The organism is Mesorhizobium sp. ESP-6-4 (assembly GCF_020164735.1).
Lineage (GTDB): Bacteria > Pseudomonadota > Alphaproteobacteria > Rhizobiales > Rhizobiaceae > Mesorhizobium.
This window is the reverse complement of the sequence record NZ_JAIUGS010000010.1, coordinates 74385-89306: the sequence shown is the minus strand read 5'-3', so window position 1 is coordinate 89306 and position 14922 is coordinate 74385. Positions and strand designations below refer to the sequence as shown.

The 14922-nt window shown below is 57.1% G+C and carries 9 protein-coding genes; 3 read left to right on the top strand and 6 right to left on the bottom strand.

What is annotated here, in order from left to right; all coding sequences use genetic code 11:
- Window positions 1-4: 4 nt before the first annotated feature.
- The 6 genes from LB523_RS19030 to LB523_RS19005 form a co-directional block, all read right to left on the bottom strand.
- The gene (locus LB523_RS19030; protein ID WP_224605880.1) at window positions 5-1210 is read right to left on the bottom strand and encodes a TadE/TadG family type IV pilus assembly protein; all 1206 of its coding nucleotides are present in this window, start codon (window positions 1208-1210) and stop codon (window positions 5-7) included.
- Window positions 1211-1306: 96 nt separating this feature from the next.
- The gene (locus tag LB523_RS19025) at window positions 1307-2179 is read right to left on the bottom strand and encodes a hypothetical protein (protein WP_224605878.1); all 873 of its coding nucleotides are present in this window, start codon (window positions 2177-2179) and stop codon (window positions 1307-1309) included.
- A 610-nt stretch (window positions 2180-2789) separates the two neighbouring features.
- Window positions 2790-3758 (bottom strand): cyanophycinase, encoded by a 969-nt coding sequence (locus LB523_RS29480; protein WP_224605876.1) that lies wholly within the window; start codon window positions 3756-3758, stop codon window positions 2790-2792.
- Window positions 3759-3891: 133 nt separating this feature from the next.
- Entirely contained in the window at window positions 3892-6756 is a 2865-nt protein-coding gene (locus tag LB523_RS19015; protein ID WP_224605874.1) for a CapA family protein, read from the bottom strand.
- Window positions 6757-7131: 375 nt separating this feature from the next.
- Window positions 7132-7584 (bottom strand): hypothetical protein, encoded by a 453-nt coding sequence (locus tag LB523_RS19010; protein WP_224605872.1) that lies wholly within the window; start codon window positions 7582-7584, stop codon window positions 7132-7134.
- 39 nt (window positions 7585-7623) lie between these two features.
- Entirely contained in the window at window positions 7624-9594 is a 1971-nt protein-coding gene (locus LB523_RS19005; RefSeq protein WP_224605868.1) for an acetate--CoA ligase family protein, read from the bottom strand.
- 575 nt (window positions 9595-10169) lie between these two features.
- Between LB523_RS19005 and LB523_RS19000 the strand changes: the two genes are divergently transcribed.
- The 3 genes from LB523_RS19000 (at window position 10170) to LB523_RS18990 (ending at window position 14825) form a co-directional block, all read left to right on the top strand.
- Window positions 10170-11798, top strand: coding sequence for a hypothetical protein (locus LB523_RS19000; RefSeq protein WP_224605863.1), 1629 nt, complete (start codon window positions 10170-10172; stop codon window positions 11796-11798).
- 79 nt (window positions 11799-11877) lie between these two features.
- Complete coding sequence (locus LB523_RS18995) at window positions 11878-13497, top strand: ATP-binding cassette domain-containing protein (protein WP_224605860.1); 1620 nt, start codon at window positions 11878-11880, stop codon at window positions 13495-13497.
- On the top strand, window positions 13494-14825 hold the full coding sequence (locus LB523_RS18990; protein WP_224605855.1) for an HlyD family type I secretion periplasmic adaptor subunit: 1332 nt from the start codon (window positions 13494-13496) through the stop codon (window positions 14823-14825). Before LB523_RS18995 ends, LB523_RS18990 begins: the two co-directional genes overlap by 4 nt.
- Window positions 14826-14922 lie beyond the last annotated feature (97 nt).

Sequence of the window (14922 nt, the reverse complement as noted above, 5' to 3'; positions counted from 1 at the left end):
TTCGCTATCGGAGCAAAACCACCTCTGAGTTGCGTAGCCCTTTCCTGACAGAGGTTTCGGAAGCGTCGATGCTCACGCTGGAATCGCCACTGAAGAGCAATTGCCACGCGATAAGCCAACCTGTTTTGGCCACCAGCTTCAGGTCATGCGTTCCCTTCATTCGAAAGCGGTGGTGTGACAGGTAAATGACTCCGTCAACCAAGTAATTCTTGTTTCCTGAAAATGACACAGCCGGTGTTCGGTCCGACTCTTGGCGAGATCCGAATATCGAAAGTCCAGAATAGACTCCGTCCTTGGGAGCCGAAAGCCGTACAGAACCATTCCCTGGTGACTGGATGATACTGGACCCCGAGTCGAGAAAGATCGTAACTTCGTTACCTTTCAAATCCACATCGCTGCCGATGGCTACTACCGCGTTGTGGAAGTAGTGAATTCCTGGAGCGAGGGTCACATCTCCGTCGAAGCCGATGCTCCCACAGAACACCCGACCGGCCGGGATGGTGACATCGGCTAGCACCTGATTGTTGTAGTCACAGCCGTTCGGCGGAATAGGTTCTGGCAACGTGATAAGTGGGTCCGTGAGCAGAGGTTCGTTCGTTTTTGGCGTGACACTGTAGCCGCCGCCTTGATAGCTGCCCACTACCGAGATTTTCCTGGCGATGATCTTTCCGCTTCCAACGTGCCTAAGCGCACTGCCACCAGAGGAGTTCACCTGAATGCCGCAGTTTGGAACCGATATTCCTCCCGAGCCGGTCACTGTCAGCGCTCCGTTGGAGTCCGGATCGAGGGCATAGATGCAGTAATCAGGCGCGGATTTCCGAGCTGTTGCCGTTACTTGGATGTCTATCTTCTGAAATCCTGCAAGAGTCATAAAAGCGGTTGGTAATCCGGCTGAGATTTTGACTACCGCTTCTTGCAACGTGGAAGAAGGTGTGGTGACGTCCGCATCAACGATGATGTCGGCTGCAAACGAGCTGTTGCCAAGCGCCCAGTCCTTCGCTGCCTGTGCGGCCACCTCGTTTGTTTCGTCGCTTTCAACGGCGGCGAGAGCCGCTGAATCGGCAATCTCTTGCAATCTGGATTTCCAGACGACGGCATTGGTAAAATCGACGCCAAGGCCCAGGGCCAAGCCTAAAGGCACAACGATCAAGGCGGCTGCCACGGCAATGTTACCCCGCCGGTCGAGCAGCAGATCTTTCAACTTCGGCATCGAGATGCCCTCTTCCGGAGAACACTCTAGATCGACAGTAATTTAGACAATGCTAAATTCCCGGCCAACTCGGAAGTCGCCCGAACCGCCGCTCTCTCATTTGAACCCAAAGGCTTGATCGGCCTGATCGGACTTCAACAAGTCACTTGCCGAATGTCCGACACCAGGCAATATCACGAGACGCCAGTTCAAGGGCCATCCATTGGCGGTCGCGACGGCTTGCGCCAGCTCAAATGTGAACTCGCCGCGCTCCAGGCGTGTCGATCCTTGACGCATCGCGGCTGCGCTCTCGCCCAGCTCGGCATCGCCTGTGTCGTCCTCTCCGAGATAAATGGTTAGCGGCAAAGCCAGATAGGCCTTCAATTCCTGGTTGGCTTGATCCGGGCTATAGACGCAACCGGAGGAAACGCATCCCAGGCCATAGGCGACCGCCTCTGACAGGGATGGCAAAACGTAAGAAGAGGGGTTGGCAACAACTGATCTCTTTGCGTCCGGCAAGGCGAATGCTGCAACGCGGGAAGCGAATTGGCCTCCGGCCGAGTGCCCAAAGAGATAATATTGCGCGTTCGGCAATCCCTCTTTCGCCCTGGCCCAGCTTACCAGGCCCTTGACGTACCAGACAGTCCACCGGTCCCGAGGCTGGATTGTACCGTTGTTGACGATGCCTCCCCGCTGATAGCTCCAGCTTGGAAATCGTTCCAGGTCAAAGAGGGGCGCCAACACGATCAGACAATTTCGATCGGCCAGAGGCTCCGCGTAATCTCTGTAGGATGAAGCCGTGCGGCTGAGGCCGTGAAACACGAACAGGAGCGATGGGTTGCTGCAGTATTTTGGATGATAAGTATATACGGTGAGCTTGGTCCCATTGATGGTCGCGGTGGTCGTGCCACCGCCAACTTTCCAGGCAAGCGCCGGGCCCGAGAACGTTAAGCCCAAGGTCACCGCCAACAGACGGATCAGAAGTCGCATCTGTCACTCCCATCGAAACGAGGTGTTATTGGGATAATATATTCGCTCTTGCTAAACAACCCGGAGCTGCCTTCGCGGTAAACGTTTCGTTTTCCGGCCCTTTTCGTGCCCTTCGGCTCAGGTCGATGTGTAGGCGCGCTACAAATTGAGGGCTGCAACCAACATCTCAGCACAAAAGAATGGACAGCCGGAGGCGTTCGTCTTCGGCGGCTACCACAGCGCTGACCAGGTTAGGCGACATAGCGAGCAGACGGTCATCGTGGCACAACCGGCTGTACCTTCGAGCGCGTGGTGGATGCTCTGCAGTGTGCCGCCCGAGTCCCACGCTCGGCGGCAGATCCTTGGGCCGCGCGTTGGCAGCCGTCCATAGCACATAAAGATGGCGTTCAGCACCTGCGAACGTCCACCGCGCGGACGATCGCCGCGCTTGGCCGGCCCGAACAGCTGCGCGTCGATGGCCCGGCTCCATATGAGCACCCCGTTCAATCAGGTGGCCAGCAACGAATCATGAGGGTTTTTGTTGGGCCTGCAATGATCGGGTGCTTTTGATCGCGCTGTCGGCCGTTACCCCCCTGATCGGTAGTCGCCGTCCAAGGCTAGGTGGGGTCATTCAGTCACGTTGAAGGGCACAGATGCTTGAGTTTGATACGTGCGTTGGCGGTTGTGAAGCGTCAGTTGGCCTTGGTATGTCGGCGGCTAGGCTCATCCCCCGAACCAGTACGTGCGTCAATATTCCCATTGCGCCAATCGGCAGGCCCTCATCACTGGGTTTAAGCTGGGCGTTGCGAGCGTCAAATACAATTACCGAGCTTTCGCCCAAGACCTCAACTTGGTCACCCAAGGTAACTAGCGCCGTACTTTCATCGATTCCTATGCCCACGTGATCTGGCCTATCCAGAACTGCAGTGAGCAGACGATTGTTTCGTCGTCGCTTGAGGAAGTGCTGATCGATTATCACTCCGGGCCACAAGCCTAAACCCCTACTGGTCGGGGCCGAACCGGCGATGACTGACTTCAGTGATTGGCTCCCGCCCGTCATCATCCAATCCGCCATAACCGCTGCTCCCGCGCTCGAACCGCCCACAGCAATTCCGCGACGATGCCGCTCCCGGATCAACTGACTGAATCCAGATGCGTCAAGCGCCGCCATCAGGGCCGTTTGAGAACCGCCAGAAAGCCAGATCAGATTGGCCTGATTGATTGCGTCCGCGACGCCCGCGACGCTTGCCGAGGAAGCGGCCTTCTCGTTGGCTTGACCCTGGTTCTCAAAACGCCAACTTCGGATGTTCCTAGCACCAGCAGCTCGGAACGCGTCAACGAGAGAGTCGCTGTGCTTATCGGCACGAGACGCTTGGGGCAGAACGACGATACGAGCGTCTGGGCCGCCAGCAAGCTCCATGGCGCAAGCCAAGATCTCCCTTGGAATGGGTCCACCGCCAACTATAACGAGTGCGCCACCCGCCTGCGCCGGAGGTGCCACTTCTGCCGCGGGAGTTGTCGATATGAGAATTGCGGTTGCAGCGATGCCAGCCAGCACCAGTCCGCTGATCCTGTGCACGAGTTTCGACGGCCGAACCATATTCGCCCCTACGTTGTGTTACTGAGGAGCAGTTGTTGAGCCACATCACGGCCCAGTCACTGCAATTCCGGCAGCGGCAAGTTCCGCTGGTGCTGCGCCAGTCAGTTGTTCGGCGCCATGTCGCGAAGACTTCTCATGCTCCTGATGTGGCCTCAAGGTTGAGTTCGACAAAACTTCCCACGTCATCGACACCAGTTAGTAGGTCACGACCGCCATCGTAGCGCTTTGTCAGAACGGCGAAAGCCTGCGGAAACTCTTCCTCACTGACCGGTCGATTCTGAAAATGCGTTATGTCGTTGTCCGTCAACAGAGGATACATGCGAACAGACAACGACAGCCCGTCATTCGCACGGCTTTCAAAACGAAGGGCAACGGCCAGCCCGTAAGGAGCTGCCCGAGTTTTTGAAAATCGGCCGGGGGTGTTCCAAACGAAATTGCCCAATCCGAACAAAACCGGCCGCCCGGACACAATCTCCATGCCTTGAATGGTGTGCGCACCGTGACCGACTATCAGATCAACCCCTGCGGCCGCGAGATGCCGCGCGTACTCACGTTGATAAGGTTCCGTGCTCGTGTAGTCCGTTCCCCAATGGGGATAGGCGATAAAGAAGGGAGACGGCAACGTTCGACGGAGGTCCGCGATCTGCGTCGCAATCGCCTCGGGCGTAATGCAGTTAATCCCTGGCTTCGTATTGCCAGCGTACCATCTGAATTGCTTGTCGTATTTCTCGCGAAACTCGAAGCAGGCCCAAATCACGATCGTCCGCTCGACGCCGCCGACCGTGATCGTCTTGACCAAGGGTCGAGCCGCCTCTGCCAAATCCACTCCGGCACCGAACGGGGTGATACCTGCGGCCTTCAGTCGTCGAATTGTCTCACGTAGGCCCGATTCCCCACAGTCGAGGCTGTGATTGTTTGCCAGCGACACCGCGTTGAATCCTGCTTCCACTAGCGCTGCTGCGGTCTCGTCAGGATCTGATGAGCCTAGATAGTTTTTGCGGCCCTTCAAGGAGGGATCAGGCGTCGCGGCGAGCGGCACCTCAAGGTTTCCGATCGTCAGATCGCCACTGGCAAGTACATCCGAGACTCGGGCTAGCGAGTATCGGTGTCCCTTGATTGCTAAGCTCTCGCGCAGCGACGCCATGCGCGGATATTCGAGATACGATTCTCCAAAGCCCACATCGCCGACTAGGAGCACTGTGAAGTTGGCGCTTTCTCCTGTCGAAAACCTGCCGGCCCCTCGGCATGGTCTCGCTGCTGGGGCTGCTGCTACGCGCGGTTGCTTGGTCGACTCACCGCGCTGACGATTGCCAGCTGGTCGGCCAATAATTTGGAGCGTCTTGTCGACGACTGCGGGATCCTTCGCGGCAATCACCCGCCCATCCGCAATTCGTGTTAATATCTCGCGTGCATGTTTTGCCGGTGCCGAACTGTTTCCCGACGGCAAGATCGCGATATCAATTCGATCCAGGCCCACGCCTTTGTTAAGCACCTCTTCCGGCGAAACCACTACAATCCCCGCATCGAGCGTTGCATCAGCCACGATAGCCTCAATCCCATCGAGGTGATCTCCGAAACGCATACGGCACGTTTGCTTCCCAATCAGTGTGCCTTCGATAGATGCCAAGCCGACTAGTTGACCAGACGCCTCGGCCGAGGCGCGGATCGCATTCGCCAACGGATCACCGTCGGCCATCGTCAAGACTACGACCAGCGGTATCCGGCTGGGCGAACTCTTGGGGTAAAGCATCTCGACCACTGCATCCGCCGCATCACGCCGCGTGCCTTCGACCACCGCCAAGTGAAGCCCCAACATCGGCCGAGTGTTCACTTCGCAGATCGCGCCTCCTGTTTCCCAGAATGGTCGGTCTATTGCGGTGGTAATGAAATCAACTCCGCAAACGTCGATACCAAGCAGTGCCGCCGCTCGCTCGGCAACTTCGCGGATAGACGGATGAACCGCCTCGGTCATATCAACTGCTGTGCCGCCCTGCGAAACGTTTGAAACCCGCCGCAGAAGAACGATCTGATCTTTTCCCGGAACTGCGTCGAGCGACAGGCGCTGCTCCGCCAAGCATGACCGAGCCATCTTATCCACCGGGAGCGGCTTCAAACTCGAGTGCATGCCCGCGTGTCGCTCGGGGTTAAGGTTCTCTCGGTCGACGAGCTGTTGCACCGTGCTTGTGCCATCGCCCCTGACGTGCGCTGGGCGGCGACAGGAGGCGGCAAAGAATTTTCCACCGACTACAAGCAACCGGTATTCTTCGCCCTTGAGAATCGCCTCAACAACGATGCGAGTCGAAACGCGGCTAGCATGCTCGTATGCCTCAAGCAGTTGAACCTCGTTCTGCACCCCGACTGTAACGCTTCTCCCCATATTGCCAGACGCCGGCTTTACGACCACCGGAAATCCAATCCAGCGGGCAGCGTCCCGCGCCTCTTCGACACTGCGCGCCAGTCGCTGCACTGCTACCGGCAGTCCGCCGGCGACGAGTATGGCGTTTGTAGCTGCCTTGTTCTTGGCAAGCATCCTGCCCATCGAGGACGTATTTGTTGATTCCGATCCCAGCAGAATGTTGGAGTGCCGCCCGTATCCAAGCTTGATGTAGTTGGTACCTGGAACCGTCGACCAGGGAATTTCGCGATGCTGGGCACGCTTCGCGATCGCAAGGGTGTCAACCGTTGGCGTTACGTCCAAGGTGCTCTCGCGGTAGGCGTCGAAAGCTTGGTCGAATATCTTTCGCAAACGGTCCAGATCCTCTCTGCATAACGCGTTTAGAAGCTCGACCGCGACTTCACCTGCACGCAGCCCTGCTCGGGCTTGTCGTGTTTCAAAAACAGCAACGACCTCGCGTGCGTTCGCGCCCTGTTCCGACCCGGCGAACTGGACCGGCCAGTTAACCCAACGCTGGATCAGCAAGGCAAGCGTCTCTACGACGCGGGTAGCTGAAATCTCCGTCCCGGTGAGCAACGACTGCCACGCAGAAAAGTCAACCATGTCGGAACGAAATCGGCTGACAGGCGGTATTAAGTCCGGGATCAGATATGCATTCGAGATCACAGGATCACACCCGCCGGCGCCATCGGCGGACAGCTGTAGCCGGACAACTGCGGAGCGGGACCACATGTTTCCCGCCGCAAGAATCCTTGCGCCAGATATCCTCATAACCATGCCTTGGACAGTTGCGGAGTTCGGCGTCACTTTCGCATATGATCCTTTGCCAATATAACCTACCAACGTGGAGTCCTGTTGGGGGCAGCCCGGGCTTTTGAAATTCCAAAGCCAAGTAGTATCAAATTTCTCTGTGTCTCCGTATTCGTTGAGAGCAATTGGCGCCGATAAGTTCCTTCCCGGTGAAACCGCCACGCGCGCCTATCGAACCACTTTCTTTTTTCCTTCTGCTCGGTTCGACGCATCGGAGGCATTAGATGGACCGCCGACGTCGATTGATCCACCAAGCTCGCGCCTTGCATCATCCAGCGCTTTCGCCTCGGATTCCCCGCCGATCTGCTCGAGTTCCTTCGCAATGACATTCGATTTTGTCAGAGGCCACTTGGTCAGGGAGGCAGAACGCACAAAACCGTAAGCGGACGGCATCCGGACCATCAGCCATCCAAGGTTACTCAGTTCCTCGGTGAATTCTTTGGCGGAGTTCGCGCCGCCGATGCGCCGCCCGGTCAGGCGCTTGAACGTCTTGGATGACATCCTTGCCCGGATCCGCGGTTGTCCCGCCTTGTTCGTGGTGCGCTTCAGGGCCAAGGCAACGAGCGTCGCCGCATCGCGTAGTGAAACATTCGGCCGGTCAGTTGTCGAAACCGTTTTCATTCACCCTACTCCCTTTTACTTAGCGAAACCGACAGATTTTCATCGCTGTCGAGCTTCATCCATGTCGCGCCGGTCTACGGGCGGCGCAGACCGCACTGCCACCTGATCGAACCAGCCATCTCTTTTTGCCAAGTACGAAACCGCCATGGCATGCATGTCGGCTCTGATCAGGGGCGGACGCGACAGGGACAGGGACGCAATGGGCTCCGTCGCCAGGTCACCGGATCCCGACGCAAGCACCATTTTAGCTCCCGATCCGTCGACGCTCCACTTCAGGAACAGAGCAAGACCACCGTTCTGCAGGTGTCGCAGCAGATCTGCGTCAAGGTAAGATTTGGCGCTGACCAGTATCAACTTCGCAGGGGACAGAGTGGACAGTGCTCGGCGGGATATCTCATCCTCCTCGTCTACAATGAAATTACCTCGGTTGACGCGCTGCAGCACCTTGCCGAAGAGATCGCCGAGAACTTCGTTATGTTCGGCGCCCGACGGCGCTATGGACACCGCATGGCAAGCAGCCAAACCGAGGCCTTTCGTCCAAATTCTGTCCGGAGACGCCGCGTAGATCAAAGCTTCCAGGAAAGGATCCCTAGTCAGCGTTTGAGGGGTCACTCGCTGGCCCAGTTCCAGGGGAACAGTGTTGATGTAGGCGCCTCTTTTCGACAGGAGACCGATCCGCCGTCCCTCTGCCTGGAACCGGTGGTCGATGGCTTTAGCCACCATGCTCGTGTGCCGATCGCCGATGACCAGTATCGTAGCGACTTCCGAAGATGCCGGATCGTCATACAAATTGGTAAGAATCAGGTCACTCACATCCCTCGAGTTGCCCGCTCGTGTCGAAAGATGAAATTCGATGCCTGGTCGCGCATTTACCTCAACGACTGCACATCCGACCTCTTTGTGAGATATCGCAATGTCCGGCATGATAAGGTCTATCCCGGCGATACTCAGGCCAAAGACCTTGGCAATGCGCTCGCATAGCTGTGTGTTGTCAGGATGAACCGAGTCCGTGACATCGACCGGGATGCCTCCGCGGGCAAGGTGGCCTGTGGGGCGCAGAACCACCGGTTTGCCGGCGATGGGGACTGACTCCAATGAAAGCCGCTGCAAACGGATGTGCCGCAGCAGTTCGTCGTCGATTTCCACTCGGCACAGACGTCTACCATCCCGATCCGGTTCCTGGTTCAATTCGTCGATCAGATCGCGGATGGTCTTTTCGCCGTCACCTATTACCTCCGGCTGTCGGCACATGACCGTCGCTGCGACACGAAAATCGACGACAGTCGCTCGATATTCAGCGCCGGCAATAAACTGCTCCACCAGCACTCCGCTATGCTCCGAGTGCTGCTTGTTGCGCAGCGCGTATGCTCTCTCGAACGCGGCTTCGATGGCGACGCGCCCCCGTAGCTTGACGGAAACGCCCCGCCCCTGATTTGCCTGAGCCGGTTTTACGACCACGCTTTTGCCCAACTGCTTGGCGGCGGCGACCGCCTCGGCCTTGGTGCGGACGGTGATCTGACGAGGAACTGGGATGCCGGCCAGAGCCAGAAGTCTGTTGCCCAGTCTTTTATCCAGGGCCGTCTTCGCGGACGCAAACGACGTCGAGCCGGATATTGTCGAGAACAACTGTTTCTGGTGCTTGCCTTGGCCAAGGCGAAGATGGTTGCGGGCAACGAACTCGAATGGAATGCACTTCCTCTTGGCCGTAGCCACCAGGACAGCGGTTGAATTCGAAAGCCGCCGCTTCTTGGCCTTTTCCAGATTTTGCGCTCGGGCCTCCATATATTTCGCGGCGGGGTCCTCGCCTCGTGCTGCTTCATCGATCGCGTCAACAACAGCCGAAGCAGCCGCGCGCGACATCTGCGGGTCATCCGACTCCCAAACGAGAGAGAAAGTCTCATGCGCTCGGTCGCTCACGAACGCGGGCGTCGCTAACGACGAAAAGAAATTCATCTCCTGGCAAAGCTCTAAATCAGCGCACCGGATCGCATCCGCAATATACTGCGCCACCAAACCATCCTGTGGGCAGTCGGGAAATAGCCTGGAAAGCGCTGAGCGAGCTTCAGGGGCAAAAGCTGAAACATGCGTCGCCGCTAAGGATCCCATGTTCAGAGACAGCTTAATCACTGTATTTACGCCGTAAACATTTGTTCCCCACAACGTCCGAAGTCCGACGACCGTGATCGGTTTCGCTTCTCCATGCTGAGATACCATAACGCTATCGCCCCAACACCAATTGCCCCATGCCGATCACGGCTCAACTCGCACGGAGTCCTCACCCAGCAAGATAAGCTGGCGCGCCAGGGAGCGAAGATGACTTTCGTCATGATCGCATCTGACTTCTGCCAGATGGTCCGCCTCTCGAATATGTTTAAGGAATCGCTAATTCGAAAGGCGCAACATGGGACTAAAGTCCGCAGCTAAAGTCCCAAGCGAGGCCCCATTGCATGCAACCCACCGTTATATTATGGTTATCTAATGGTAAAGCATAAAAGAAGAGGTAAGTCAAAGGTTAGTCGAATAAAATAAGATTCAAATAAAATCTTCGAAAACAGCGTCACTATAGTTTAGTTGGGGGAGTTGTCATGGCGATTTCCAGAATACAACGCGGGCGTATGAAAAGGGCCAAGCGCGCATTCGCGACGCGTCGTGTCGCAGCTTCTCACATGCGAACCCTTATCACTGGCCCGATACAGCCCGCCGCAGGCGATCTTGTCCTGGCGCGCATTGATGAACTTGGCAATCACAGCCGATTGGAGCTCATCGGCGGAAGAAAGGCCATCATGTTTCCTGGCGATGAGATCATTGTCTGCTACGGCAACAGGTATGCCCCCGACCAGTTCGAAGCGGTGATTGGTCCGGATTTGGGCCCGTGCGACCTGGTAGCCGGCGGGGGAATCGCGGCGCAGGAGCTTTCGAGGCATGACAGAATGGCGGCGCCGACAAAGATTACGCCGCTGGGGTTGGTTGGGGATAAATTCGGCCGTCGGCTGAATGTCTGGGATTACAAGGTAAGTTCAGACGATCTTCGACCCTCGCTGCCAATTGTTCTGTCGCTCGGCACATCGATGAACGCAGGCAAAACCCTGACGGCGACGTCATTGGTCAGGGGCTTTAAAAAATTGGGACTGAAGGTCGCTGCGTTGAAGATTACCGGAACAGGATCCGGCGGCGACATGTGGATCGTCCGTGACGCCGGGGCGGACTTGGTTCTTGATTTCACCGATGCAGGTTTTGCAACGACCTACTTGGCTTCAGTGGAGTTGATCGAGAAAGGTGCCTTCCGCCTGCTGAACCACGCTGCCGAAAACGGATGTGATGTCGCGGTCATCGAGATCGCCGACGGATTGCAGCAAAGGGAGACATCGGAGCTCATCTGGGCCGAGTCGTTGCGGAGCATTGCCCTTGGCACAATCTTCGCCTCGTATGATGCCATGGGAGCAAAATATGGCGTCGACAGCCTTCGCGCCGCGGGTCACAACGTGCTTGCTATAAGCGGACGAATTGGCCGATCCCCGCTCGCGGTGAGAGAAGCCGAGGAAGCCACCGGGCTGCACGTCTACTCTCCATGGGAGCTGCAGGAAGGAGCACTGAACCCTGTCATGAGGGCTCGCGCTTCTGCGAAACTCGCCAACGGACAGAGCAGTAATCCCTATTTCCGGCGCATCGCAGAATCTGCGGATGGAATGGCCCCGGACGGTTATAGCGCGCAGGCCTCGCAATTGCGCGTTGAATTTTTAGGAATGGTTGCGCAAGGGCTCGTCGCGGCGGAGTTCGGTAAGCTCAACCAGACCTCTGCCGAAGGCACCAGGTTCGCGTCATGGCTAACTCCCTATGGGAGCATCACCGTCACGGTACCTAAGCTGTCATCACGGTTCGACATTCCAGCCTTTATCTCGGCTCGCGCTCCTGCGGAGACCATAGAAGCCGCAGTGCTGGCCAAAACTCGGGCCGCACTGAAGTTGTCTTTGTCCAACCTTATCGAGGCGCTTGGCTGCTCTGCTCTGGCCGACGACCAAATGCAGGGGCTTCTGAACGACACTTGGTCGATGCTTGAGATGGATCGCAAGAGCGGAAATGAAGGCCAGACCTTGCTTAACGCTGTGAGGCAACCGATCTCGGCCTCCGCGCCGGATGAGCCGGACGCCACAATCATGAACTTCTCAGGAGCTTTCAGCGACACTGAACACCGCAGCGTAATCGGGCGAGCATGACCAGCGGTGATCAATGAGCATACGAGATAAGAGGTTCAGTCCTGCTCTGAGCGAAATGTGGCGACGGTCCAGGCCCGGCTTGGCTGCTGTCGTGACATTCGGAATCTTTATCAATCTTCTCCGCTTCTCGGGTCCCCTCTATCTCATACAGATCTTCGATCGGGTCATTTCGAGCCGCAGCATCGAAACCCTTGTTGCCCTCACTGCAGCGGCTTTGATCGCGCTTGTTGCGGGAGCTGCGCTGGAAACGGTCCGCCGGCGAATGCTTTCGCGATGGAGTGTATGGATCGAGCATCAGTTGACCACTCAATCCGTGAGAGCCGGATTGACCGCCGGTGTTGCTAACCCACCGGTTCTGGCCAACATCGAGAAGGTATCCAGTTTTGTGGAGCGCGGCCTAGCGCCATGGATGGATGTGGTCTGGGCCCCCATTTTCCTGCTGTGTGTATACTTCATCCATCCGGTTCTCTGCATGATCGCTTCGGCCGGCATTGCCTTGCTGATCGGTCTGAGCCTGCTTAAGGACAAGCTCACGCGAGAACCCCGCCAGGCGGAACGCGACGCCGCCAAGCAGGCCAGGGAAGTTTTGGTCTCGGCAGACAGGCACAAGGACGTGGTGGGCGCCTTTGCGATGGCTGACGCAATCGCCGGCCGCTGGGGTAAGAGCAAGATAGACGGCTTTCTGCAGCGGGATCGGCTGAACGCGAGAGGGGTGAGTATCGACTCTGCCATCCGGGTCTTGGGCCGCGCCTTTTACATCGTGCTCCTAGCATCCGGCATCTGGTTGTTTTTAAACAATCATGCCACGCTCGGGGGGTTATTCGCAGGCCGCCTTGTTGCCAACTTCGCCTACAAGATCGTCGACAAGGCGGTTCGGGAGCTCAGAAGTCTACGAGAGGCGCGCGAGGGGTACTCGAAGATCAAGGCGGAGCTTGCCAGACCGGCGCGTGACGAACCGGTCTTGTTGCCCGGGACACCGAATGGCGCTTTGAATCTCGATGAAGTCTCGTTCAAGCACAGCGGAGCGCGGGGAGACTTGTTCCGGAAACTTTCACTCTCCCTGGCGCCAGGAGAGTTGCTGATGGTCATGGGGCGGGCCGCAACCGGAAAGACGACGCTTTCCCGCCTTTTGATTGGGCTGCTTAAGCCGCGCACCGGACAAGTCCGGTTGGGCGACATGAACGTCACACGACTTCCCGATTACATCAGGGCTGAGGTCATCGGCTATCTCCCGCAGCATATCGAGCTTTTCGAAGGAACCGTTGCGCAGAACATCGCACGATTTCAGCAGACCAGCATGGACGACGTGGTTTCCGCAGCCAAGATAGCGGGAATTCACGAATCTATTCTCCGGTTAAGCCAGGGTTATGACACCCTTCTTGATGAGTCCGTCGGCCTCTCCGGCAGCGAACGGAAGCGAATAGCCGTTGCAAGAGCCTTCTTTCGTTCGCCGAAACTGATCGTCCTTGATGAGCCTTTCGCAAATTTAGACATTTCTTCGAGGAGGACACTCGAAACGGCCGTCAAATTTATGAAGGACTCCGGATGCTCGATAGTCGTCACCATGTCGGGGCGTTCCAAGCGATTTATCGGAATGATCGACAAATCGCTCATCCTGGGCGGCCAGAAACCGGAGTTCACTGATCACATCGTAAGTCCCGTGCGTCCGAGCAAGCCGGAATTGCGGAGAGTCAAGTGAAAGCCTCGCTGGCCCTCCGCAACAAAAGCTCGGGCGGTGTGCAAGCAGAAGACCCCGCGCCGTTCGGCAAAAGCTTGGTGACTTCGGGTTTCGCGATAATGGCAGCTTTCTCCGCCGCCGCGGGCCTATGGCTGGCTGAAGCGCCAATCCAAGGCGCAGTCTTGGCACCCGGCGTGGTGGATGTGGCGTCGAACGTGAAGACCATCCAGCACCTTGAAGGAGGGATCATATCCGAAATCCTGGTTAAAGAGGGAGACCACGTGTCGCCGGGCCAGGCTTTGATACGATTGCAGGGCACTGCTTCGACGGCCGCAGCAAACGAAATCAGCGCGCAGTGGTACGAGGCAAAAGCAACCGAGGCGCGGCTCGTCGCGGAAAGAGATGGAAAAGATACCATCGAAATTCCGCCGGAATTGAAGCAAGCCGGCAAACAGGCGATGGATGCCATTGCTGGGCAAGAAAGCATTTTTCGCTCGCGGCAGGCTCTTTTGCACGAGGGTCTCTCCGTGCTGCAGCAGATGATCGCCAGTCTGCAGAAGGAAATCGAGGGGTATGAAGGGCAAGTTGCCGCGGCGACCCGAAAGCTCAAAGTCATCGAAGACCAACTTAGCGACGTCCGCGCATTGTATGAAAAGAAGCTGATTGTACGGACGCGCCTTTCCGATTTGGAGACAGAACAGGCGGATGTAAGCGGAGCCCTGAGCGGTTACGTTGCGTCGATCGGCGTCGCCAGGGAGAAGATGGAGGAGACAAAATTTAAGATTGCAGAACTTAAAGCGTCTACAGCAACCGACATTGTCGAACAACTCGGATTGACCCGCGCCAAGATATACGAGGCGGGGCAAAAAATGGCTGCCGCCAATGACGTGCTGGCCCGTACCGAGATCCAAGCACCCATTGGTGGGACCGTGGTGGAACTGAAGGTGCATACTATCGGTGGGGTGATAGCGGCAGGAGATCCACTGATGACAATCGTCCCCCTCGACGACAACTTTGTTGTGCTGGCAAATGTCGATCCGTTGGATGTCGACCAAGTGAGGGCGGGATTGCACGCGACAATTTGGCTTAGCGCCGTAAGCAAGCGTTACCAGCAGCCTATGAGCGGCGATATCCAAACCCTGTCAGCGGACCGGCTTATAGATTCGCGGACAGGGCAAGCTTACTATTCGGCTCGAATTGTCCTGACCCCAGAGTCGTTGAAGGCAATGCCGGTGGCATTGCAAGCTGGTATGAACACGCAGGTGATGATCGAAACCGGCACAAGATCAGCCTGGGAATATCTCAGCGCTCCTGTGTATGCCGCTATGGGACGCGCGCTTCGCGAGTGATGAGAGATGTTCCGTCTCAGGCGCACTCGGCTCAACAAGCAAACGCCTGCTGTTGCTCCGGGCAGCCTACAACTTCCGGAGAATGTGTTCTACGGTC

Excerpts from the sequence above, each read along its gene's own strand:
- LB523_RS19030 (WP_224605880.1), bottom strand. The coding sequence starts at position 1,210 with ATGCCGAAGTTGAAAGATCTGCTGCTCGACCGGCGGGGTAACATTGCC.
- LB523_RS19025 (WP_224605878.1), bottom strand. The coding sequence starts at position 2,179 with ATGCGACTTCTGATCCGTCTGTTGGCGGTGACCTTGGGCTTAACGTTC.
- LB523_RS29480 (WP_224605876.1), bottom strand. The coding sequence starts at position 3,758 with ATGGTTCGGCCGTCGAAACTCGTGCACAGGATCAGCGGACTGGTGCTG.
- LB523_RS19015 (WP_224605874.1), bottom strand. The coding sequence starts at position 6,756 with ATGGTTGACTTTTCTGCGTGGCAGTCGTTGCTCACCGGGACGGAGATT.
- LB523_RS19010 (WP_224605872.1), bottom strand. The coding sequence starts at position 7,584 with ATGAAAACGGTTTCGACAACTGACCGGCCGAATGTTTCACTACGCGAT.
- LB523_RS19000 (WP_224605863.1), top strand. The coding sequence starts at position 10,170 with ATGGCGATTTCCAGAATACAACGCGGGCGTATGAAAAGGGCCAAGCGC.